Here is a 21521-nt window from a genome sequence, read left to right as displayed (position 1 = left end):
CGATCAGAGCATGATCCGGAAAAGTGTGAAGCGGCTTTCCGAAAAGATCATGCTCAAAAAAACAGTCTAGAGCGCGATGCGCGCTCTAGAGGAATCCCAATCGCTCGATGATGGCGATGATCCAGAACGCGCCAGCCATCAGGAGCGCAACACCGACCGCGGCCGAGCCCATGTCCTTGACCCGCCCGATCTGCTTGTCGTGATCCATGGTCAGCCGGTCGGCAAGCTTCTCGATTGAAGTATTGAGGAGCTCGACCACCAGGACGAACGCTACCGCGCAGATCAGCTCGACCGCGCGCATCGCCGTCGCGCCGACGAACCAGGCAACGGGCAGCGACAAGAGGAGCGCAACGATCTCCTCGCGGACGGCCTGCTCCGAGCGGAACGCAAAGGCCAGACCGTTACGGGAATTGATCGTGGCCTTCCATATCCGCAGCAAGGTCTTAGAGCCCCGCTGCGGCCGGCATCGGCCTGACCTTGCCGGCGCGTTCCTGCTTGAGCAGTTCCGCGACCAGGAAAGCCATGTCGATGGATTGCTCGGCGTTGAGCCGGGGATCACAGACCGTGTGATAGCGGTCGTTGAGATCCTCGTCGGTGATCGCGCGGGCGCCGCCGAGGCACTCGGTGACGTCCTGGCCAGTCATCTCCAGATGCACACCGCCGGCATGGGTGCCTTCCGCGGCGTGAATCGCGAAGAACGACTTCACCTCCGACAGGATGCGGTCGAAGGGCCGCGTCTTGTAACCCGACGTCGAGGTGATGGTGTTGCCGTGCATGGGATCGCACGACCAGACCACCACTTTGCCCTCGCGCTTCACGGCGCGGATCATGTTCGGCAGGTGCTCGCCGATCTTGTCGGAGCCGAAGCGGCCGATCAGCGTCAGCCGGCCCGGCTCGTTGTCGGGATTGAGCACGTCGATCAGCTTCAGCAGCTCGTCGGGCTTGAGCGATGGGCCGCATTTGAGCCCGATCGGATTCTTGATGCCGCGGAAATATTCGATATGGCCGTGGTCGAGTTGGCGGGTGCGGTCGCCGATCCAGATCATGTGACCCGAGGTCGCGTACCAGTCGCCGGTGGTGGAATCGACGCGGGTCATGGCCTGCTCGTAGCCGAGCAACAGGGCCTCGTGGCTGGTGTAGAAATCGGTGGCGCGCAGCTCGGGGTGGGCCTCGAGATCGAGGCCGCAGGCGCGCATGAAGTTGAGCGCATCGGAGATGCGGTCGGCCAATTCCTTGTAGCGACGGGACTGCGGCGAGTCCTTGAGGAAGCCGAGCATCCACTGATGCACGCTGCCGAGATTGGCGTAGCCGCCGGTGGCGAATGCACGCAGCAGGTTCAGCGTCGCGGCCGACTGGCGATAGGCCATCAGCTGGCGCTGCGGATCGGGGACGCGCGCTTGCTTGGTGAAGGCGATGTCGTTGACGATGTCGCCGCGATAGCTCGGCAGCTCGACGCCGTCGATCTTCTCGGTCGACGAGGAGCGGGGTTTTGCGAACTGGCCGGCGACGCGCCCGACCTTCACCACCGGGACGGCGCCGGCATAGGTCAGCACCACCGCCATCTGGAGCAGCACGCGAAAGAAGTCGCGGATGTTGTTGGCGCCGTGCTCGGCAAAGCTCTCGGCGCAGTCGCCGCCCTGCAGCAGGAAGGCCTCTCCGGCCGCGACCCGCGCTAAGGCCTTCTTCAGATTGCGCGCCTCGCCCGCGAACACCAGCGGCGGAAAGGTCGCAAGCTGCGCCTCGACGTCGGCCAGGGCCTTGGCGTCGGGATAGTCGGGCACCTGTAGCACCGGCTTGCTGCGCCAGGATTCGGGCGTCCACCGCTCGGACATCGCAATCTCTCCGTGAAGCAAAAAGCACAACCTGATCTGTGGGTTGCGAGGGTCGCCTTATACACAGGCTGGCCACCGGCCGCCAGTTGTAAATCCGTTTGGCACTGCAAAGCCTTGCGGGGAAAGCCAAATTCGCATTTGCTGGGAAACGGCGAGGAAACTGGCAGGATACCTTCTGCCCATGGACGTGGCACGGGACGACGTTTTCATCGACGAGATCAGCTTCCCGGCGACCGACGGGTATGCGCTGGCCGGCACGCTATTCCTGCCGCGCGGCACCAAACGTCATGCCGTGTTGGTCAATTCGGCGACCGCCGTCCCGCGAAAAATCTATCGCGGCTTTGCCTCCTATCTCGCCCATCGCGGCTGCGCGGTCCTGACCTACGACTATCGCGGCATCGGCGACTCCCGGCTGCCGGCGATGGTCGGCTACAACCAGCCGAAATCGCTGGTCGGCTTCAAGGCGTCAATGTCGGACTGGGCCGCGCTCGACGTCACCGCCGCAGTGCACTGGATGCGCGATCGCTACAATACCCTGCCCTTGGCCTATGTCGGGCATTCCTTCGGCGGCCAGGCGCTCGGGCTGATCGCGAACAACACGGACATTTCGCGCGCCGCGTTCGTGGCCTCGCAGGCGGCGACCTGGCGGCTGATGACGTCGCCGGAAAAATACCGCGTCTTCGCCTTCATGAATTTTGTCGGCGTGCCGCTCGTCCACGCGCTCGGTTACGCCCCGGGCTGGGCCGGCATCGGCGAGGATCTGCCCAAGGGCGTCTTCCTGCAATGGGCCGAGTGGGTCTCGAGCCCCCGTTATCTCTTCGATTCAAAGCTGCCGGCGCTGGAGAATTTCGCCAAGTTCAAGGGCGAGCTGCGCACACTCTGCTTCTCCGACGATCCCTGGGCGACGCGGCCCGCGGTCGAGCTGCTTGCGAGCGGATTCACCGCAATCAAGCCGGAGGTGCTCAACGTGAAGCCGTCCGACGTCGGCGCCAAGGCGATCGGCCATTTCGGCTTCTTCCGCCCCGACCACCGTGACACGCTGTGGCGTGGCGTCGCGGAATGGATCCAGGGGGAATGAGAATAGAGCACGAAAGGCGTGGACCGACACATACTGCTTCCACGGGTAAAGCAGACCTGCGCACAATGATCCGGCATTTCGTCTTGTGACCCCGGACAAACGTCGGCGCTAGCCGAAAGCAGCTCTGCGTGCTTTGATGCGCCGGGCCAAATATCACATTTTAGAGGCCATTTTGTTAGAGGCCATTTTGACCGGCGAACGTGTGGAACGACGACTTGTAGCGGTATTGGCTGCGGATGTCGCCGGTTACAGCCGTCTCATGGGCGCTGACGAGGAAGGCACGCTGGCGCGGCTGAAGGCAGCTCGAAAGATCGTTGTCGATCCCACGATTGCTGCGCATCGTGGCCGCATCGTCAAGACCACCGGCGACGGCATGCTGGTCGAGTTTGCGAGTGCGGTGGACGCGGCGCGCAGTGCGGTCGAAGTCCAGCGCGGAATGGCGGCGCAGAACGCCGACGTCTCCCCGGCAATGAGGATCGACTTTCGGATCGGCATCCACATCGGCGATATTATCATTGATGATAACGACATCTTCGGCGATGGCGTCAACATCGCCGCGCGCCTTGAAGGGATAGCCGACCCCGGCGGCATCTGTATCTCCGACGATGCTCGTCGGCAGATTCGCGGCAAGATAGACGTCGCCTACGACGATATGGGTCTGCAAGCACTCAACAATATCGCCGAACCGATGCATGCATGGCGCCTCCTTGTCGATGCGAATTCCTCGGCAGCTTCAAAGCCAGGACAAGCGCCTGAAATTGCGCGACCGCTGGCGCTTCCGGACAAGCCATCCATCGCGGTGCTGCCGTTCCAGAACATGAGTTCCGACCCGGACCAAGAGTTCTTCGCCGACGGAATCGCGGAGGATGTCATCACGGCATTGTCGCGATATTCCTCACTGTTCGTCATCGCCCGCAATTCGTCGTTTTCCTTCAAGGGACGTGCGGCAGACGTGAAACAAGTCGGGCGCGAATTGGGCGTTCGCTATGTGCTTGAGGGCGGCCTGCGAAAATCCGGCAACCGCGTCAGAGTCACCGCGCAGCTTGTCGAAGCAGAGACAGGCAATCATGTCTGGGCAGAACGCTACGACCGCGATATTGCGGACATCTTCTCCGTACAGGATGACATCGCGCAATCCACGACCATCGCCATCGCGCCGGTCATTGCCGGCGCCGAGCAACAGCGGGCAATGCGGAAGACACCCGCAAGTCTCGATGCCTGGGGTGCCTACCAGCGTGGGATGTGGCATCTGGGCAAGGCGAGCACCGAGGATGATGCAGTTGCCGGAGAATTCTTTCGGCGGGCCATAGATCTCGATCCAATGTTCGCGCCCGGATATATCGGGCTCTCCACCGTGCTCAGTCGGTCGAAAGGAACACAAGTCGAAGAAGAAGAATTGGCGCGACGCGCTGTCGCTCTGGACCGCGGCAACGCAGACGCTCATTCACGCCTGGCGCTGGCGCTCAACGCTCGGGGCGATCACGGCGGAGCGCGTGCGCAGGCCGAGCGTGCGCTGGAACTCTGCCCGAATCTGGCACCGGCTCACGGAGCGCTGGGCGTCATTCTCGCGTATTCCGGCTGTCCGAAAGTGGGGCTCGCCGCCCTCGAGACGTGTATTCGGCTGGACCCTCGCGACCCATCGCTGGTGAATCGCTTGAACCAGGTCGCATTGGCTCACTATTTTTGCCGGGACTACACCGCCACAGTCGGGGCGGCGGAGCGCGCGATCCGAACATTCCCCGACTTCCCTTCCCCCTACCGCTGGCTTGCCGCAGCTCTCGGTCAACTCGGTCGAACTGCTGAAGCCGACGATGCGCTGCAGAAAGCAATCGCAATTTCACCAGCATCCTTCGAGTTTCAGGTCCGTCAGCGGCCACCGTGGTTTCGGCCGGAAGATCACGCCCTCATGCTGGACGGCCTTCGTAAAGCCGGTTTGGAGGATTGAGGAAGCAGTTGACCGATTTCCATTCACGGCCCGTCGTATCGGTGATGTGGTGCGGAGTCCGGCGTAAGCGGGACGTCACTGGCCTGGGAGCGAACCGCCGCGATTGACCCATCTCCGACATTGGCAGTAACATGCAAATATTGCCCGATGAATGAACTACAACTTCTGACAGAGGTGCACGCGGCGGAATCGTAGCCCCGTGCCGTTACCGAATATTTTGGAGCATCTATATGCAGAGGCTATTGGCAACTTTTCTGATTATCGTTGGTTTTTCTTTGCCGCAACTTGCGAAGGCCGGACCAAACGAAGACGCCGCTGCGGTCAGAACGCAGTGGGAGCAGGTCTACAATTCGGGCGATGCAGACAAGTTCGTTGCTCTCTATACCAGCGATGCAACGCTTTTCGGGTCGGTTGCCCAACTCTTCTCAGGGCCATCGGGCGTGCGTGCCTACTTTAGTAAGCTCCCTCCTGGCATCCAGGTAAAGATGGGAGACCAACAAGCCGTCGCTGTGGTGCCAGACGTCCTACTTAGCTCGGGCTTTGCGAATTTCATTCTCAAGGACGGCACCGTGGTCCCCTACCGTTTGACGCTCGCGATGGTGAAGGTAGACGGCCGATGGTTGATTGCTCAGCATCACGGCTCGCCCGCCCCAAAATGAGCTAGGGGCGAGACCAGTCTGTTGCTGATGCGGACGCGCTCGCTGACAGCTCCAGCCTCGAAATCTCGCCGTCCCCGGCCTTCTGCCGGGGCAGTCGGAACGATGAGTGTGCGCCCTAGCGAATGATCGTCGTCAGCGACGAGTAGCGCTTGTTCAGCTTGACTTCGCCCGGCGCGAATTGCGCAAACGCCTCGCTGACGCGGACGGCCGGCGGCGTATCGCCGGCGAAACGAAACTCCATCGGCCGCGGCGCGTAGAAGCTGGCGCTGTAATAGGCTTCGTCGAAGCGCGCCTCGCCGATCCCGAACATTGCGTCGCACGCGAACAGAAGTGCGTAGACTCCCGCGACCGCGACGACGACCTCCCTGAGAACTGACATGCTGATGCCCCACCCTGTTGCAGGCAGGATGCACGCCGGTTCCAAAGCCGGGGTTTAAGGCCGCACAGTTCTTGTCCGCAGGGTTTGCCGCAGCTGAGCAGAATGCAGACAATTTTATCGATCTCGAAAAAAGAGCCCGCCGACCGGGTGATCTGGCGGGCTCCAGGTTTGGTCGCTCGGGAGGTATCAGACGACCAAATTCATCCAGACAGCCTTGGGCTCGGTGAAATTGTCGAGCGCGGCGGTGCCGTGCTCGCGGCCGAGGCCGGAGTCGCGCTCGCCGCCCCAGGGCAGACGCACGTCGGTATAGCCATAGGTGTTCATCCAGACCGTGCCCGCGCGCGCCCGCTTGGCGAAGCGCTGCAGCTTGCCGATGTCGCGGCTCCAGACGCCAGCGGCGAGGCTGTAAGCCGTGCCGTTGGCAATCCGCAAAGCATCGGCTTCATCCTTGAACTTGATGACGCTGACGACGGGGCCAAAGATCTCCTCCTGTGAGATCCGCATCTCGTGCGCGACATTCGCGAACACCGCCGGGCTGATGAAGTAGCCGCGATCGCCCACCTTCTCGCCACCGGTGACGAGGGTCGCGCCCTCCTTCCGGCCGATCTCGACATAATCGACGACCGATTTCATCTGCTTCTCGGATATGACCGGGCCGAGCGTCGTCCTGCGATCGAGCGGGTCGCCGATCCTGAGCGACTTTGCGCGCGCAGCGATCCGCTCGACGACCTCGTCATAGGCCTTGTCCTGCACCAGCACGCGGGAGCCGGCCGAGCAGACTTGGCCGGCATTGAAGAAGATGCCGGAAGCCGCAGCTTTCGATGCGGCTTCGAGATCGGCATCGTCGAAAATGACGTTGGCCGACTTGCCGCCCAGCTCGAGCGAGACGCGCTTGAAATTGCTTGCGGCGCTCTTCATGATTCCCCGCCCCACACCGGGAGAGCCGGTGAAAGTGACCTTGTCGACGTCGGGGTGATTGACCAGAGCGTCGCCGACGACGCGGCCGGGGCCGGTAACGACGTTGAAGACGCCCGCCGGCAGGCCGGCCTCCAGCGCGAGTTCGGCGATCCGCAGCGCCGACAGCGAAGTCAGCTCGGCCGGCTTCATCACGATGGTGCAGCCGCAGGCCAGCGCCGGCGCGAGCTTCCACATCCCGATCATCAGCGGGAAATTCCACGGCACGATCGCGGCGACCACGCCGACCGGCTCGCGCACGGTGTAGGTCAGGGCATCATCGCGCACGGGCACGACGTCGCCGCTGATCTTGTCGGCCCAACCGGCGTAGTAAATCAGCGTGTCGACGGCGGCCGGAAAATCCTGCCGCGATGTCGCGGCGATCGGCTTGCCCGCATCGATCGACTCGAGCTCGATGATCTCCTCTGCGTGAGCCTTGAGCAGGTCAGCCCAGCGCAGCAGGATCTGGCCGCGCTCGGACGCCCGCATCGTGCGCCATGGGCCTTCGAAAGCCCGGCGCGCGGCGGCGACCGCATGCTCCACATCGGCCTCGTTGCCTTCGGCGACGACGGCGATGACCTGCCCAGTGGCCGGGCTGAGCGACTTGAAGGTGCGCCCGGAGCTTGCGGGGACGCGGCGGCCGTCGATCAGCAGATGCTGTGGCCGGGACATGAACTCGGTGGCCGGCGAGTGTGCAAAGTCATATGCAACAGACATCATATTTCTCCAGTTCTGGTATGCCAGACTAGGCGCACAGAGACGGGAGTAAATATGATACGAATTGCGAGTGGACGGCCAGCATATGAAGTACAATTCATAAGGAAGACCAATGCTTCAGATCGAGATCGAGGCCGTATGGCGGTTTCGGCGCGAGGGCAATCCGCGCACCGCCATCATCATGCTCGGTGTCCTCAACGAGATCAGGAGAACGGGGAAGATCACCAGCGCGGCCAAGGACGCGCACCTCTCCTATCGCCATGTCTGGAATCTGATCGAGCAATGGTCGGAGTTCTTAGGCACGCCGCTCGTGGAAACGCAGCGCGGCAAAGGTTCGAAACTCACGCCCTTCGGCGAGCGGCTGGTGTGGGCGGGCGAGCGCATGCAGGCTCGGCTGGGACCTCAGCTCGAGAATCTGGCGCAGGAACTGGCGAGCGAGATCAAACCGTTCCTCGAGCAGCGCCCGTCGGTGATCCGCGTGCATGCCAGCCACGGCTTTGCGGTCGCAAAACTGCGCGAATTCCTCGACCGCGAGCCGGGCATCGGCGTCGATCTGCGCTATGTCAGCAACCAGCATTCGCTGGTCTCGCTGGCGCAGGGCGCCTGCGATCTCTCCGGCCTGCACCTACCGCACGGCGCCCTGCGCGCCCAGGGCATCAAGGCTGCGCGCGAATGGCTCGATCCGCGCGAGGATCGAATTATCAGCTTCGTCACACGCGAAATGGGATTGATGGTCGCGCGCGGCAATCCGCTGCGCATCGCTTCGCTTGATGATCTCACCGGACCAAAAGTCCGTTTCGTCAACCGCGACCACGATTCCGGCACGCGGCTTCTGTTCGACCAACTGCTCGCGGCAAGCGGAATTGACGAGAGCCGCATCAACGGCGCGCAGCAGATCGAATTCACCCACGCCGCGGTCGCGGCTTATGTCGCGAGCGGCATGGCGGACGCGAGTTTTGGCGTCGAGGCGGCTGCGCGCCATTTCGGCCTCGATTTCATCCGGCTCCTGACCGAGGATTATTTCTTTGTCTGCAAGCGCGCGTTCCTGGACACCGGGCCGATGCAGCGCATCCTGGAGATCATCCGCAGCGCCGATTTTCGCGCGGTCGTCGCCACCCTGCCGGGTTATGTGCCGTCGGACACCGGCACCGTCACCGGCGTGAAAGCGTTTCTGGAGATGCACGCCGTGCGATGATGCCGAAGGATGCCGTCGCCTTGTCCGCGCCGGTCAGATCGGCGGCTCGTCCTTCAGCGCCGACATAACCTGCTCGCCCTGCGCGGTCAGGCGATACGTCACCAGCGGACGGCTCGACGGCGGCTTTCGCGCGAGCTCGACGATGTAGCCGCGCACCATCAGCGCTTCGAAGCTGCCGTAGTAGCCGAACATGCTGAGCTGGTTCTGCCTGAGCAGTTTGAACTCGCGCAAGAGACGTATCTCGTTGCCCGACAGCAGCGACCGGCGCACGCGCTGAACGAACCGCGCGCGCTGCTCGAACCAAGCCTGGTCCGGCAGTTCGTGCGAGGCCGGTGCCGGGGTCCGTTCGCAGGGGCGTGCGTCCTGCGCGATCTCGACCGTCACCTGCGGCCGGCACGGCATGCTGCTGCTGACAACCGCGTCCTTCGCCACGTCGAGCAACGCGAGCGGCCAGCGCCGCTTGTTGTCCACCATGACAGGCGGTGGCACGACGCTGTCGCGCACCAGCTGCTCGAAGCGTCCGGCGGTCACGCCGACATAGGCCGCCGCGCGACGGCGATCGACCAGACGCCTATCCGGCGCGACCTCGCAAACAATGTTCTCGTCCACCCTGGATCCCCTGGCGCCTCGTTGCGCATGGCATGACGGTCCGCGGGACCGGCCGAGCCGGGCGGGAACCTAGGTGGGAGGAACGCGCTCGAAAAGCACAAAATTTCGTGCATGTTGATGCCGTTTCAGCAACAGCTATAGTCCGGCCGGGGGTCCCATGCGCTTTCACTCACCGGCCATCCAGTACTTCCACGCCGTACGCCGCACCGGTTCGATTCGGGCCGCGGCGCGTTTGCTGAACGTTGCCTCGTCGGCCGTAAGCCGCCAGATTCTCAAGCTTGAACAAGAGGTTGGGTCACCTTTGTTCGAGCGCAATGCGCGCGGCCTGACGCTGACGACGGTCGGCGAGATGTTGGCCCGGCACGTCATGAACGTGCTCCAGGACCTCGACCGCTTCCGCTCGGACGTCGCGTCCCTGTCGGGGACGTGGCACGGCACCGTCAGCATTGCCTGCATCGAGTCGCTCACGGAGTCGGTGCTGCCGGACCTGATCGCCTCCCATCGTGGCCGCGCCCGGCGCGTCAGCTTCACCACCGAGGTGAAGGGATCGTCGGATGTGCTGGAGGCCCTGAGCCGCGGCGAGGCCGACATCGGCATCGCCATGGCGCTGCGCCATCCGCCGGACCTGCGCCAGGTCGCCCTGAAACGATTTCGCCTCGGCGCGGTCGTCGCGCGCGAGCATCCGCTGGCGCGCGGCAAGACGGTCACGCTAACCCAATGTCTCGCCTTTCCCGTCATCCACGCGCTGCCGGAGCTGTCGATCTATCATCTGCTCCAGCCGCTGATCGCGCAGCTCTCCGAGACGCCGGAGCCTGCCATCCAGGCCAACTCGATCGACCTGATGCGCGAGCTCGCCGCGCGCGGCGTCGGCGTCGCCTTCCAGACCCAGCTCGGTATCAGCAGGCTGTCGCGCGATAGCCAGCTCGTCTTCCTGCCGCTCGACAACGCCGGGAGTCCAGTGTGGTCAGATCTCGGCATCTACGTTCGCGCCGAGCGCACCCTGCCCGCCCACACGGAATCCTTCCTCCAGGAGCTGGTGCGCGAACTGGGCGAGCGCGAGCGGCAGGAAAACGCGGCCTACCCGCAAGTTGCGTGATCAAGCGTCGCAGTAGTTTCCCGGGATAGGGCCGATGGACGACCATCTGATACCGTTTGTATTTTGCGGCTCATCCCTCACGCCAGGATCCCGAAATGCCGCTATGTCGGCTGAAGCCTTCGCGAGTCCTCGGCATCGAGCGCTTCTCGGATTTCGCCGAGTTTCGCGCCAACGAGGTGCTCGGCCTCGGCATCAGCACGCCGCTCCGCCCGCGCGAATTCTCGCTATCTCGCGCCATCCTGCCGCTCCAGGATGGGCTGTTCGTGCTCCAGCGCTCCTTTGCACGGCGGTTTGAGGCCGAGATCGGCACGGACAATGGTGTCGGCCTCGTTGTCCCCCTCACGTTTCACTCCACCTCCAACGGCCGCGAGGTCGACAATTCGACCATTGCCATCATGCGCGGCAAAGCCCCCGTCGACGCGATCGAGCATCATCCCAACACTTACCTGATGCTGCGCTTCAACTCGGACATGCGTCATCGCGGCTGGACGGATTTCGACACGGGCCTCGCATATGTTCGCGCACAGGACCATCCGATGGTGCGATTGCGCGCCGCTATCCTGGAGATGTTCTCACTCGCCTCGGCGTGCAACGATCCCCGCCAATTCGAGGCGCTCAACCGACCCATCCAGGAGACGCTGCTCGCCTGCCTCGACGACGCCATAGCGCCGGCCGGCGGGCTGACCGCGCGACGCGGATCGTTCGCCAAGCACCGCAAGCTGATCGCGCGCCTCGACGAAATGGTCATGTGGTCCGGCAGCAAGGCACTCTACAGTGACGACCTGGCCTCTGCGCTCGGCGTATCCGTGCGTACGCTCCAGACCGCCGCGCACGCGGTGCACGGCGTCAGCCTGCACCACTATCTACGCCTCAAGCGGCTGTGGTCCGCCCGCATCCAGCTCATGATCGGAGGCGGCGGCATGAGCGTCAAGGCCGCAGCGCTCGGCAACGGCTTCTGGCATCTTGGTGAGTTCTCGCGCGGCTACAGATTGGCGTTCGGCGAGGCACCCTCCGAGACGCTGGCGCAGAGCCGACGTCCCTGAGCGCAGCCTTCGGCGTTTGAGCGGCCGCGTCTGTCACGCTCAGCCGTGGCCGGCTCCCTTGCGCTGGCCCCCCTCGCTGAGGCGGTCGACCCAGGCGATGCCGATCGCGGAGATGATGAAGGTCAGATGGATCAGCACCTGCCACATCACGCCGCTCTCGGTGAAATTGCTGCGCGTCGTGCCGAGATTGCCCGCCTCGATGAAGGTCCTGAGCAGCGAGATCGAGGAGATGCCGATGATCGCCATCGCAAGCTTGATCTTGAGCACGCTGGCGTTGACGTGGCTGAGCCATTCCGGCTCGTCCGGATGACCGCTGAGGTTCAGGCGCGAGACGAAGGTCTCGTAACCGCCGACGATCACCATCACCAGCAGGTTCGAGATCATCACGACGTCGATCAGCCCGAGCACGACCAGCATGATCTGCTGCTCGCTGGCGTCGAACGAGTGCACGACCAGGTGCCAGAGCTCCTTCAGGAACAAGAGCACATAGACAGCCTGCGCGACGATCAGGCCGACATAAAGCGGGACCTGCAGCCAGCGAGAGCCAAAGATGAGTTGGGCAAACGGGCCGATTTGCGGTGCCCGCACGGAAACCGCCGAAGGTGCTTTGGATTCGGACGTCATTGATCACTCCGGATGATGGACAGGCGCGTTGCCTCAGAGACTCGCGATCACAGGCGCGAGCTCGAGCGATCCGCGATAGATCATCTCGAAGGCGACGTAAACGATGATGGCGAGGCCGACATAGCCGATCCAGCGCTGCTTCTGGAGCACGCGGCCGAGCAAATCGGCGGCGACGCCCATCAGCGCGACCGACAACAGCAGGCCGAAGGCGAGGATGTAGGGATGCTCGCGCGCAGCGCCCGCGACCGCGAGCACGTTGTCGAGCGACATCGAGACGTCGGCGGCGACGATCTGCACCGCCGCCTGTCTGAAAGTCTTTTGGGAGGCAGGCGCAGCGCTGCTGCTGCCATGGCTGAACGCGAGCTCGTTCGCGTGCGCGGACTGCTCGCGCAGCTCCCGCCACATCTTCCAGCAGACCCAGAGCAGCAGCACGCCGCCGGCGAGCAAGAGGCCGATCACCTGCAGAAGCTGGGTCGCGACGCCGGCAAAGACGATGCGCAAGGCGGTGGCGGCGATGATGCCGACGACGATGGCGCGCCGGCGCTGCTCGGCCGGCAGGCCGGCTGCGGCAAGGCCGATGACGACGGCATTGTCGCCGGCGAGCACCAGGTCGATCAGGACGACCTGAAACAGCGCGGTCAGCGCTTCGGTGGTGATGAATTCAGTCATGATTGGTCATTTTTCGGTACGGACGGATCGAGCCATTGCGGCTTCTTCCGCTCGACCCAATCCAGAACCTTGCCGCGCGAGGATCGCAGCGCGGGCACGTCTTCCGCGAGCAAAGCGAGGCCGAGCGGGAGCATCCAGAGGCCGAGCACCGGCAGGAAGGAGAGCACGCCACCGACAATCAGCAGCGCGCCCGAGGGGATTCTCACCCAGCGGCTGGACGGCTTGAGCAGATAGGTGACGGTGTCACCCACGCGCGGCGGCAGGCGACGGACAAGCTTGTCGAGGCGCGGGTCGCCGCCGGCCATCTGGCCGGTGGCGCCCGCAGTCCCTGTCTTATCCTCGTCCGAAACTACGCTCATGCTTACTCCTCGGCGGCGATGCGCTGTTCGGCGCGCACTGCATCTGGTGTCACCTGCTTTGCGCGGGGCAGCACCAGAGTCAGCAGGCGCAACAGGTTGATCGCCTGCACTTCGTGGGGATGCACGTCCTCGTCCGCGGCCGCGACGCGCTCCGACAGCTCCATCAAATGAGCCGACAGCGGCAGGTCCGAAACCGGACGCAAATTCTCGATCACCACATTGGCGAAATCCGGTTCCTCGAGTCGTTCGGCAAGCTCGTCGAACATCGCGTAGAGCCGGTCGTCCGAGATGTGCGGTGCCAGCTTGCGATCCCGGATGAAACGGACCACCTCGTCGCGTTCGACCGACGAAACTTGCCGGTCGGCGACGGCAACCAGCGCGCCGACGATCACCAGCGCCACCGCCGCCTGCTCGTTCAGGCTCGACGGCTCGGTGATCTCGATTTCGATCGGATTTGAATGCTTGGCGTCGGACATCGTTGCTCCCTTATCTTGCGAAATACCGCACGGAGCTGCGATGGGGACGATTGGGTCGGAGAGACTCTCAAGAAGGCCCGACGATCGGCCGATCCATCGCATTCGCGCGGGACAGGTCATCCGACATCACGAGGTTTGCCGACAGCGTCGGCGTCCTCGCCAGAGGGGCCCGGATTCTTGTTCCTTCCACACATAAAGATGGGACTGTCGGAATCAAGGCGACGCGACTGCGACCAGCCGCCGCATCGGGTTCCGTGTTGCGACCGAGCCGGTGTTATCCCGCCCGCTCGACAAGATGCGCCCGCGAGGGCGACGGCTCGAACCTGTCGCCGAAATACTGCGTCTCGTGCGCCACCAGGCCGTCGCGAAATTCCATGATGCTCACGACGTAAGACGGCACCCCGTCATAAGTCAGCACGAATTCGCTCACCCAGAGATCGTTACCGCCGACGATCCGCCGAACCGTGAAGCGCTTCTTGTTCGGCTGCACGAATCGGCTCTGCTGGATATTGCTGCGACCGCGGATGCGTTCGCCGGATTGCGGATAGTCGAGCACCGCGTCCTCGCGATAGATGTCGTGCTCGGCCTCGAAATCGTTCGCGTCCGAAGCGTCCCAATGGCGCTGGAGCGCGGCCAGCTTGCCCTGATCATCCATCGTGATCTCCCGTTGTCGCGACTGCGTTCTCGTTACGCCATTTCAGATTGGCCTCAAGGCCGCCGGTGGCAAGGCTTGCTCGCAACCTCTAACAACGACTAACGAGCCAAAAACCCCATCCGGATGCAAGGATGATGGCAGAACCACGCAGCCAGATCGGGAACACGCAATGACACGTCTGCTTTCGGTCAATGTCGGCCTGCCGCGCGACATCGCCTGGCAGGGTCGGGCCGTCCACACCGGCATCTGGAAGGCGCAGGTCACAGGCCCGCGCAGGGTGCGCCGGCTCAACATCGAGGGCGACGGCCAGGGCGACACGGCCGGACATGGCGGCGAACATCGTGCCGTATTCGTTTATCAGGACGAATCCTATCGGTACTGGCAGGAGCATCTGGGTCGATCGAACCTCGTTCATGGCCAGTTCGGCGAGAACTTTACGGTCGAGGGCCTCGCCGACACCGGCGTGTGCATCGGAGACCGCTACAGGATCGGCTCTGCCCTGTTCGAAGTGACGCAGCCGCGCGTCACCTGCTACCGGCTCGGCATTCGCATGGACGAGCCGGACATGGCTGCGCTGCTCGTCAGGCACGGCCGGCCCGGATTCTATTTTCGTGTGATCGAGGAAGGCGACGTCGAGGCCGGTGACGAGATCACACAGATCGCCGCGGGACCCGAGCGCATGAGCGTGTTCGAGATCAATGCGCTGCTTTACCTGCCGCCGCATCCGCGCGAACGCCTGGAGCGCGCGCTGCGGATTCCCGCGCTGAGCCGCGGGTGGCACCGTTCATTCGAGGCGCTGCTCGAGCAGCAGAAGGATAACAAGGCCGCGGGAAACGCCGGGCTTGGGCCGGCGGCGAGCCCTCCTCCGGCCTGGCGCGGGTTCCGCTCCTTTCGCGTGGCGCGCAAGATCGCGGAAAGCGGCAACGTGACGTCGCTGATTCTCGAACCCGTCGACGGACATCCGGTGGCGGTCGCTCTGCCCGGTCAGTTCGTCGTCATCAGGCTCGAACCTTCCACTGCGCAGGCAATGACGCGCAGCTATTCGCTCTCGAGCGGCGCCGATGCCGCGTCCTATCGCGTCAGCATCAAGCGCGAAGCGCACGGCGCCGCCAGCCGTTACATTGCTGACGAGCTGGTGGACGGCGCTGCCGTGCAGCTCGGTGCACCACGCGGCAGTTTCACGCTACGACCGGGCACCCGGCCCGTCGTCCTGCTGAGCGCCGGTATCGGCGTCACCCCGGTGCTCGCGATGCTCCACGCGCTCGCCGCGGAAGCGACGACTCGCGACGTCTGGTGGCTGCACGGCACCCGCAACGGCCGCGAACATGCGTTCGCCGCCGAGGCGCGCGAGTTGCTAGGTGGGCTCTCTCGTCACCATAGCCATATCTGCTACAGCGCGCCTGACCCGGACGATCGTCTCAACGTGGAGTTCGATACAGTCGGACATCTCGACGCACGCCTGCTCCAGACTCTGAGCGTGCCGCGTGACGGCGATTTCTATCTGTGCGGACCGGCAGCTTTCATGAGCGATCTGAAAGCTGGCCTCACCACGTTGGGTATCGCACCGGATCGCGTCCACACCGAATTGTTCGGCGCCGGACCATCCTTGACGCCCGGCATAGCGCCCTCCCCCCAGAAGCGAGCGCACTCGCCGGTCGGCGCACCCGGCCCCGGCCCGATGGTTTCGTTCGCCCGCAGTGGCCTCAACGTGTGCTGGGCACCGGCCTACGCCAGCCTGCTGGAATTGGCCGAGGCGTGCGACGTCCCCGTGCGCTGGTCGTGCCGGACCGGCGTCTGCCACAATTGCGAGAGCGGATTGATCGCGGGGACGGTCGACTATGCGCCGGATCCGCTCGATCCGCCGGCGGACGGCAATGTCCTGATCTGCTGCGCGCGGCCGCGAAACGACGTCGTGATTGATCTGTAAAACCGGGAGAGCGTAATGCGACCTGACATGATGCCGGGAGTAACCTTCCCGGATTACGAACTCAGCGACCACACCGGCAAGCATCGAAAGCTCTCCGAGCTGCAGGGGGGTGACCCCATGGTGCTCGTGCTCGGCCGCGGCGGATTCTGTCCGAAGGATCGCCGCCAGGCCGAAGGCTTGCTGCAGCTCCATCGCGAGATGGAGGTGGGCTATTGCCGGATGGTCACGATCACGACCGACAACATCACCCAGACCAGCGAATATCGCAGCGGCGTCGGAGCGCACTGGCCCTTCCTCTCGGATTCGCGGCGCCTCGTTCAGAAGGATCTCGACATTGCCGAATACACCGACCCCGTCCACAATCCGATGATTCCGCACGTGATCGTGCTCGAGCCCGGCCTTGTCATTCACAAGATCTACAACGGCTACTGGTTTTTCGGCCGTCCAACCGTCGAAGAACTCCGCCAGGACCTCAGGGCAGTCGGCGTGAAGTGCCGGCCTGATTGGGACATCACGGCGCCCGGCCTCAGGGCCCTGTGGGACCAGGGCCGCAAGGAGCATTTTCATCCCTACGGCAAGGCTTACGTCGAAACTCTCGGCGAACGGGATTAGAACCACATTCCGACATGGTCCGCTCGGGCGAATGCCGGCTTGGAATGTGGATGACCCAGATGAAGACCAATCCTGCGTCCCGTGCCGACCGCATGGGTGCGCGCCAGATCTACGAGGCCCTGAGAGATCAGATCGTGGCGCGGGTGTACGGGATCGACGGCTTGCTGCCGTCCTCCCGCGCGCTGGCCGGCGAGATGGGCGTGGCACGCTCGACCGTCACGATCGCCTACGAACAGCTCGCCGCCGAGGGCTTCATCGAGACACGCCATGGCGTGCGGCCGCGGGTGGCTCGCGCCGTCGTCGAGCGGGGACACACGCGCGTAGCATCGCGGCCGCCGGCGCGGAAGGTGCGGCTGTCGGCCTTCGGGGACCGGTTGCTTCAAGACCCGCCGCGCTGGACCGAGCCGCCGCGCGGGCTTGTCGCGAACTTCCGCTATGGCGAGCTCGCGCCGTCGGATTTCCCGGTAGTGGCCTGGAAGAAGGCCGTGACTGCCGCGATGGCCCGCAAGCCCGAGCGGCTGGCCTATGACGATCCCTGCGGCGCGCTGCGGCTGCGGACCGCGCTCCAAGGCTATCTCTGGCGGTCGCGCAGCGTCCGCTGCGAGGTCGATCAGATCGTTGTCGTCAACGGCTCGCAGCAGGGCCTCGACATCTGCGCGCGCCTGCTGCTCGATGCCGGCGACCGCTTCGTGATGGAGGATCCCGGCTACCAGATGGCGCGGCATACTTTCGCGGCGACGGGCGCGGAGACGATCCCGATTCCCGTCGACGCGGATGGACTGGAGACAGCGCGGCTCGATGGCGTCGAAGCCCGCCTCGCCTATGTCACGCCCTCGCACCAATATCCGCTCGGCGGCGTCATGCCGATCGGACGCCGGCACCAATTGCTCGCCTGGGCCAGGGCAAACGACGCCTACGTGATCGAGGACGATTACGACAGCGAGTATCGCTACGATACCAAGCCGATTCCGCCCCTGCACGCGCTGGAAGGCGGCGGCAACGTGATCTATCTCGGCACCGTCTCCAAGACGCTCTCCCCGACCTTGCGGATCGGCTATCTGGTGGTGCCCGCCGCCCTGCGATCCCTGTTCGCCGCCGCCAAGCAGATCATGGACCGGCACACGCCGCTGATCGAACAGGACGCACTCGCGTCGATGCTGGAAAGCGGCGCCTATGACGGCCACATCAGACGCGTGCGCCGGCGCAACGCCGAACGCCAGCGCACGCTGCTCGACGCGCTTCGCCGCCGGTTCGGGGATCGCGTCCGGATCGAGGGCACGGCCGCCGGCCTGCACATCGTGGCGTGGTTCGACAACCTGCCGCAGAAGCGAGAGGACGCGTTGATCAAGGCAGCCCAGGCAAAGGGCGTCGGCATCTATCCCGTCTCGGCACTGTTCGTCGGACCTCGCCGACCGCGGAAGACAATCGGCCTCGTCATGGGCTATTCGGCACTGGAGGTGTCACAGATCGAGCGCGGCTGCAGGCTTCTCGCACAGGCCGTCGCCGAACTGGACTGATCAAATAGACGATAACTGGCAGTTTCTTACAGACCAGATTTCGGCTATCTCCAGATCAACACCGGAGATAGACCATGTACATCCCTCCCGCCTTCAAGGACGATATCGAGAGCATCCGGGCGACCATTCGCGGCGCCCGCCTCGCCAGTCTGGTCACGGCCACCACCGAAGGCCCGGTCGCCACACCGCTGCCGCTCTTTCTCGATGAGAGCGAAGGCGAGCATGGCGTGCTGTACGGACATGTGGCGAAAGCCAATCCGCAATGGAAACTGCCGCCGATCGGAGATGCGCTGGCAATCTTCAGCGGTCCCGACGCCTATGTGACGCCGTCGTGGTACGCGACCAAGCAGGAGACCGAAAAGGTCGTGCCGACCTGGAACTACGTCGCGGTGCATGCCTATGGCCCGGTCGAATTCTTCCAGGACCCCGAGCGTCTGCTCGAGGCCGTGACGCGGCTCACGAACAGGCATGAAGGATCGCGTGCCAAGCCCTGGGCCGTCACGGATGCCCCTGCGGATTTCATCGCCGCGCAGTTGCGTGGAATCGTTGGCGTGCGCATTCCCGTCGTGCGGTTCGAAGGCAAGCGCAAGATGAGTCAGAACCGTCCCGAGGCTGACCGTGTCGGCGTCGCGCAAGGTCTCGCAGCGAGCGAGAACGCAGGTGATCGCGAGGTTGCGCCATTGATTCCGGTTCCGGTGTAGTGACCACTAGGTTCCCGGCACTCGCTGTCGGGAACCATCGTCCTGTCAGGCTCGTTGATACATCTCAGCAAGCATCTCCTGACAGGATTCCCATGTGCCGCTGGATCGCATACCGGGGCGAGACCACGTCTTTCGAACCCTACGTCACCGAGCCCGAGCATTCGCTGATCGCGCAAAGCATCCGCTCGCTCCAGTCGACCGCCGGCTCGAATGGCGACGGCTTTGGTCTCGGCTGGTACGGCGAGCATCCGGAGCCTGGTCTTTATCGTGAAACACGCCCGGCCTGGTCGGACGAAAATCTCCGCTATCTCTGCCGGCATCTGCGCTCGCATCTGTTCTTCGCCCATGTGCGTGCCGCCACCGGCACGGCGGTGACGCGGCAGAACTGTCATCCCTTTGCCTGCGGCCACTGGATGTTCATGCACAACGGTTTCGTCGGCAGCTGGAATCGCCTGCGGCGCAAGGTCGAGGCGCTGATCCCCGACGCCTACTATCCTTCGCGGACAGGCACGACCGATTCGGAAGCCGTGTTTCTCGCCATGATGGGCGCGGGGCTCGATGCCGATCCGCTCGGCGCAACGCATCGCCTGCTGCGAGCCCTCGTCCGCCTCGTCAACGAAGGCGAGCTTCGCGAGCGGCTACGCTTCACCAGCGCCATCGCCAACGGGCGGGATCTCTATGCGTTCAGGGTTGCGGTCAACGATGCCGCCAACACGCTGTATTTCCGCGAGGCTGGCGGCCAGGTCATCGTCGTGTCCGAGCCGTTCGACAAGGAAACGGACTGGACGGAAGTGCCCGCGAATCACGCGCTGGTCGCACGTGCGTCCGAAAGCGCGAAGATTGTTCCGTTCGACCTTGCAATTTCCGGTGGGGCCGATGCGGAACCCGCCCCTGTCAGAAGGATTATCGCCCGCGGGTAAATACCTTGGTCGGGTGGCACGATGACATTGGCGTCAGACGTCTTGAAACTGCTGCGACTCGATTCCTCCGACAGGCAGCACCTCGTCATTCGCTCGGCCGGCGGACGCGGCAAGGCCGCGGAATATTCGTTCGGTATCGAGGAGGAATACTTTCTCGCCGATCGCCGCAGCCTGGAGGTCGCGATCCAGACCCCCAATGAGCTATTCGAATCTGCGAGTTGGTCGACAGGCGGCCAGGCCATGCGGGAGATGTTGCAGTCGCAACTCGAGGTCGCCACCAACGTTCATGTCGACGTCGCCGACGCGCGCGAAGAACTTCGCTTCCTGCGTCGCGAAGTCGCAAACGTCGCGGCACAATACGGCTTCGTGATCATGGCCTGCGGCACGCATCCGACCGCGGTCTGGCGCATGTCGCAGCCGAGCCCGAAACCGCGCTACGAGGAGATGATCGAGGATCTGCGCAGCATCGGCCACCGCAACCTGATGTGCGGTATGCACGTGCACGTCCAGTTGCCCGACCCCGAGAAGCGCATAGCGGTGATGCGAGCGATGCTGCCGCATCTGCCCTTGTTCATCGCCCTGTCGGCCTCCTCCCCATTCTGGAATTCACACAAGACCGGACTGAAGGGCTATCGGCTCGCCGCCTATTCCGAGCTGCCGCGCACCGGCCTGCCCGAATTGTTCGAGAGCCGGCAGGACTACGACGGATATGTCGGCGCGTTGCAGCGCTCCGGCGTGATCCCTGATGAAAGCCACATCTGGTGGGCCATGCGCCCCTCCATGAAGCACCCCACCCTCGAGCTGCGTGCGCCCGATACCTGCACCTTCGTCGACGATGCCGTTGCCATTGCCTCGCTCTATCGCTGCCTGACGCGCTATCTCTACCTGCGACCTCATCTCTCGAAAGAGGTCACCGCGGTCGAACGCGCGATTGCGGTGGAGAACAAATGGCGCGCCCAGCGCTACGGCACCGATTGCATCTTTGCCTCCAAGGACGGGCCGGTCGAGATCTCCGAGCTGCTCTCCCGCGTGATCAAGGACATCGCCGAAGACGCCGCGGCGCTGAACTGCGCGGCCGAGGTCGAACACTGCCGCACCATCGTCGAGCGTGGCAGCTCGGCGGAATTTCAGCTTCGCGCTTTCCGCGACAATGCGGAAGAGATCGCCGCCGTGTCGCGCTGGATCGCAGACGCGACGATCGCGGGCACGAGCGCCCCGGCGACAGGCGTCGCTGCGCCCTCATAGCGCCCGCGCAAGCTTCGGGAGCAACAATGTCGCTCCTGAATTCGGAAGGTCGCGGAGAGAACCATGAATCGCGTCAAATGTTGCGCCGGCTGCGGCCATGGCCTCATTCCGATGCTCTCGGCCAAAGGGCGCGCAGAGCTCAGCTGCCTGTGGTGCGAGCTCATCGAGGCGCGTGCAGTGGACATGGCGAAGTGGGCCGACAGCCCGTACGGCAAGCCCGAGCGGACCGTCCGTCGATCTTTCGACTGAACGGTGAGACACCGCCGACTTCCCTGGTCGGCGCGGCTGCACGTCCGCGCCAGAATGCCG

General features: G+C 64.0%; 23 protein-coding genes. 13 read left to right on the top strand and 10 right to left on the bottom strand.

All coding sequences use genetic code 11. From position 1 onward, the window contains the following. Window positions 1–85: 85 nt before the first annotated feature. Both AC0L3C_RS10260 and AC0L3C_RS10255 read right to left on the bottom strand, forming a co-directional pair. Window positions 86–439 carry a diacylglycerol kinase gene (locus AC0L3C_RS10260; protein ID WP_473257728.1) on the bottom strand — a complete coding sequence of 118 codons (354 nt, stop codon included), beginning with the start codon at window positions 437–439 and terminating at the stop codon, window positions 86–88. Window positions 440–443: 4 nt separating this feature from the next. After that, on the bottom strand, window positions 444–1832 hold the full coding sequence (locus tag AC0L3C_RS10255) for a class II 3-deoxy-7-phosphoheptulonate synthase (protein ID WP_354204316.1): 1389 nt from the start codon (window positions 1830–1832) through the stop codon (window positions 444–446). Between the two features lie 181 nt (window positions 1833–2013). On the opposite strand from AC0L3C_RS10255, the gene AC0L3C_RS10250 reads away from it, so the two are divergent. From AC0L3C_RS10250 to AC0L3C_RS10240, 3 genes are all read left to right on the top strand, one after another. Then, on the top strand, window positions 2014–2910 hold the full coding sequence (locus AC0L3C_RS10250) for an alpha/beta hydrolase family protein (protein ID WP_473278289.1): 897 nt from the start codon (window positions 2014–2016) through the stop codon (window positions 2908–2910). Between the two features lie 136 nt (window positions 2911–3046). Further along, the gene (locus AC0L3C_RS10245; RefSeq protein ID WP_473407851.1) at window positions 3047–4855 is read left to right on the top strand and encodes an adenylate/guanylate cyclase domain-containing protein; all 1809 of its coding nucleotides are present in this window, start codon (window positions 3047–3049) and stop codon (window positions 4853–4855) included. 230 nt (window positions 4856–5085) lie between these two features. Next, window positions 5086–5514, top strand: a complete 429-nt coding sequence (locus AC0L3C_RS10240) for an SgcJ/EcaC family oxidoreductase (protein WP_473278287.1) — start codon at window positions 5086–5088, stop codon at window positions 5512–5514. A gap of 115 nt (window positions 5515–5629) precedes the next feature. Here the strand turns inward: AC0L3C_RS10240 and AC0L3C_RS10235 are convergent, their stop codons facing one another. Further along, a complete protein-coding gene (locus tag AC0L3C_RS10235) occupies window positions 5630–5893 on the bottom strand; it encodes a hypothetical protein (RefSeq protein ID WP_473257734.1) in 264 nt (87 codons plus the stop codon). A 186-nt stretch (window positions 5894–6079) separates the two neighbouring features. Then, entirely contained in the window at window positions 6080–7564 is a 1485-nt protein-coding gene (locus AC0L3C_RS10230; protein ID WP_473407875.1) for an aldehyde dehydrogenase family protein, read from the bottom strand. Between the two features lie 112 nt (window positions 7565–7676). Between AC0L3C_RS10230 and AC0L3C_RS10225 the strand changes: the two genes are divergently transcribed. Further along, entirely contained in the window at window positions 7677–8759 is a 1083-nt protein-coding gene (locus AC0L3C_RS10225; RefSeq protein ID WP_473278285.1) for a substrate-binding domain-containing protein, read from the top strand. Between the two features lie 33 nt (window positions 8760–8792). Here the strand turns inward: AC0L3C_RS10225 and AC0L3C_RS10220 are convergent, their stop codons facing one another. After that, window positions 8793–9368 carry a hypothetical protein gene (locus tag AC0L3C_RS10220; RefSeq protein WP_473278284.1) on the bottom strand — a complete coding sequence of 192 codons (576 nt, stop codon included), beginning with the start codon at window positions 9366–9368 and terminating at the stop codon, window positions 8793–8795. Window positions 9369–9525: 157 nt separating this feature from the next. Here AC0L3C_RS10220 and AC0L3C_RS10215 point away from each other — a divergent pair, with 157 nt between their 5' ends. Both AC0L3C_RS10215 and AC0L3C_RS10210 read left to right on the top strand, forming a co-directional pair. Further along, entirely contained in the window at window positions 9526–10464 is a 939-nt protein-coding gene (locus AC0L3C_RS10215) for a LysR family transcriptional regulator (protein ID WP_473278283.1), read from the top strand. A 95-nt stretch (window positions 10465–10559) separates the two neighbouring features. Further along, the gene (locus AC0L3C_RS10210) at window positions 10560–11507 is read left to right on the top strand and encodes a helix-turn-helix domain-containing protein (RefSeq protein ID WP_473407850.1); all 948 of its coding nucleotides are present in this window, start codon (window positions 10560–10562) and stop codon (window positions 11505–11507) included. Window positions 11508–11546: 39 nt separating this feature from the next. Here the strand turns inward: AC0L3C_RS10210 and AC0L3C_RS10205 are convergent, their stop codons facing one another. The 5 genes from AC0L3C_RS10205 to AC0L3C_RS10185 form a co-directional block, all read right to left on the bottom strand. Beyond that, on the bottom strand, window positions 11547–12131 hold the full coding sequence (locus tag AC0L3C_RS10205) for a TIGR00645 family protein (RefSeq protein ID WP_473257748.1): 585 nt from the start codon (window positions 12129–12131) through the stop codon (window positions 11547–11549). A 33-nt stretch (window positions 12132–12164) separates the two neighbouring features. Beyond that, complete coding sequence (locus AC0L3C_RS10200) at window positions 12165–12800, bottom strand: TerC family protein (RefSeq protein ID WP_473278281.1); 636 nt, start codon at window positions 12798–12800, stop codon at window positions 12165–12167. Further along, window positions 12797–13159 (bottom strand): hypothetical protein, encoded by a 363-nt coding sequence (locus AC0L3C_RS10195; RefSeq protein WP_473407849.1) that lies wholly within the window; start codon window positions 13157–13159, stop codon window positions 12797–12799. The genes AC0L3C_RS10200 and AC0L3C_RS10195 overlap by 4 nt, the downstream gene beginning before the upstream one ends. A 2-nt stretch (window positions 13160–13161) precedes the next feature. Then, window positions 13162–13635 carry a TerB family tellurite resistance protein gene (locus AC0L3C_RS10190; RefSeq protein WP_473257760.1) on the bottom strand — a complete coding sequence of 158 codons (474 nt, stop codon included), beginning with the start codon at window positions 13633–13635 and terminating at the stop codon, window positions 13162–13164. A 274-nt stretch (window positions 13636–13909) separates the two neighbouring features. Continuing rightward, the gene (locus AC0L3C_RS10185; protein ID WP_473407848.1) at window positions 13910–14290 is read right to left on the bottom strand and encodes a nuclear transport factor 2 family protein; all 381 of its coding nucleotides are present in this window, start codon (window positions 14288–14290) and stop codon (window positions 13910–13912) included. A gap of 169 nt (window positions 14291–14459) precedes the next feature. Between AC0L3C_RS10185 and AC0L3C_RS10180 the strand changes: the two genes are divergently transcribed. The 7 genes from AC0L3C_RS10180 to AC0L3C_RS10150 all read left to right on the top strand — a co-directional run bounded on the left by AC0L3C_RS10180 (window position 14460) and on the right by AC0L3C_RS10150 (window position 21461). Then, window positions 14460–16217, top strand: coding sequence for an MOSC domain-containing protein (locus AC0L3C_RS10180; RefSeq protein WP_473407847.1), 1758 nt, complete (start codon window positions 14460–14462; stop codon window positions 16215–16217). Between the two features lie 15 nt (window positions 16218–16232). Beyond that, a complete protein-coding gene (locus AC0L3C_RS10175) occupies window positions 16233–16829 on the top strand; it encodes a redoxin domain-containing protein (RefSeq protein WP_473407846.1) in 597 nt (198 codons plus the stop codon). A 50-nt stretch (window positions 16830–16879) separates the two neighbouring features. Continuing rightward, window positions 16880–18346, top strand: coding sequence for a MocR-like pyridoxine biosynthesis transcription factor PdxR (gene pdxR, locus AC0L3C_RS10170; protein WP_473407845.1), 1467 nt, complete (start codon window positions 16880–16882; stop codon window positions 18344–18346). 74 nt (window positions 18347–18420) lie between these two features. Continuing rightward, window positions 18421–19047 (top strand): FMN-binding negative transcriptional regulator, encoded by a 627-nt coding sequence (locus tag AC0L3C_RS10165; RefSeq protein WP_473278277.1) that lies wholly within the window; start codon window positions 18421–18423, stop codon window positions 19045–19047. Window positions 19048–19139: 92 nt separating this feature from the next. Further along, window positions 19140–19967, top strand: a complete 828-nt coding sequence (locus tag AC0L3C_RS10160) for a class II glutamine amidotransferase (protein ID WP_473407844.1) — start codon at window positions 19140–19142, stop codon at window positions 19965–19967. Between the two features lie 21 nt (window positions 19968–19988). After that, window positions 19989–21212 carry a carboxylate-amine ligase gene (locus tag AC0L3C_RS10155; protein WP_473257777.1) on the top strand — a complete coding sequence of 408 codons (1224 nt, stop codon included), beginning with the start codon at window positions 19989–19991 and terminating at the stop codon, window positions 21210–21212. 63 nt (window positions 21213–21275) lie between these two features. Continuing rightward, on the top strand, window positions 21276–21461 hold the full coding sequence (locus AC0L3C_RS10150) for a hypothetical protein (RefSeq protein WP_007608779.1): 186 nt from the start codon (window positions 21276–21278) through the stop codon (window positions 21459–21461). Window positions 21462–21521: the final 60 nt, after the last annotated feature.

It is taken from the genome of Bradyrhizobium sp. WSM4872 (assembly GCF_055811715.1).
This window is presented reverse-complemented; position numbering and strand designations above follow the sequence as displayed.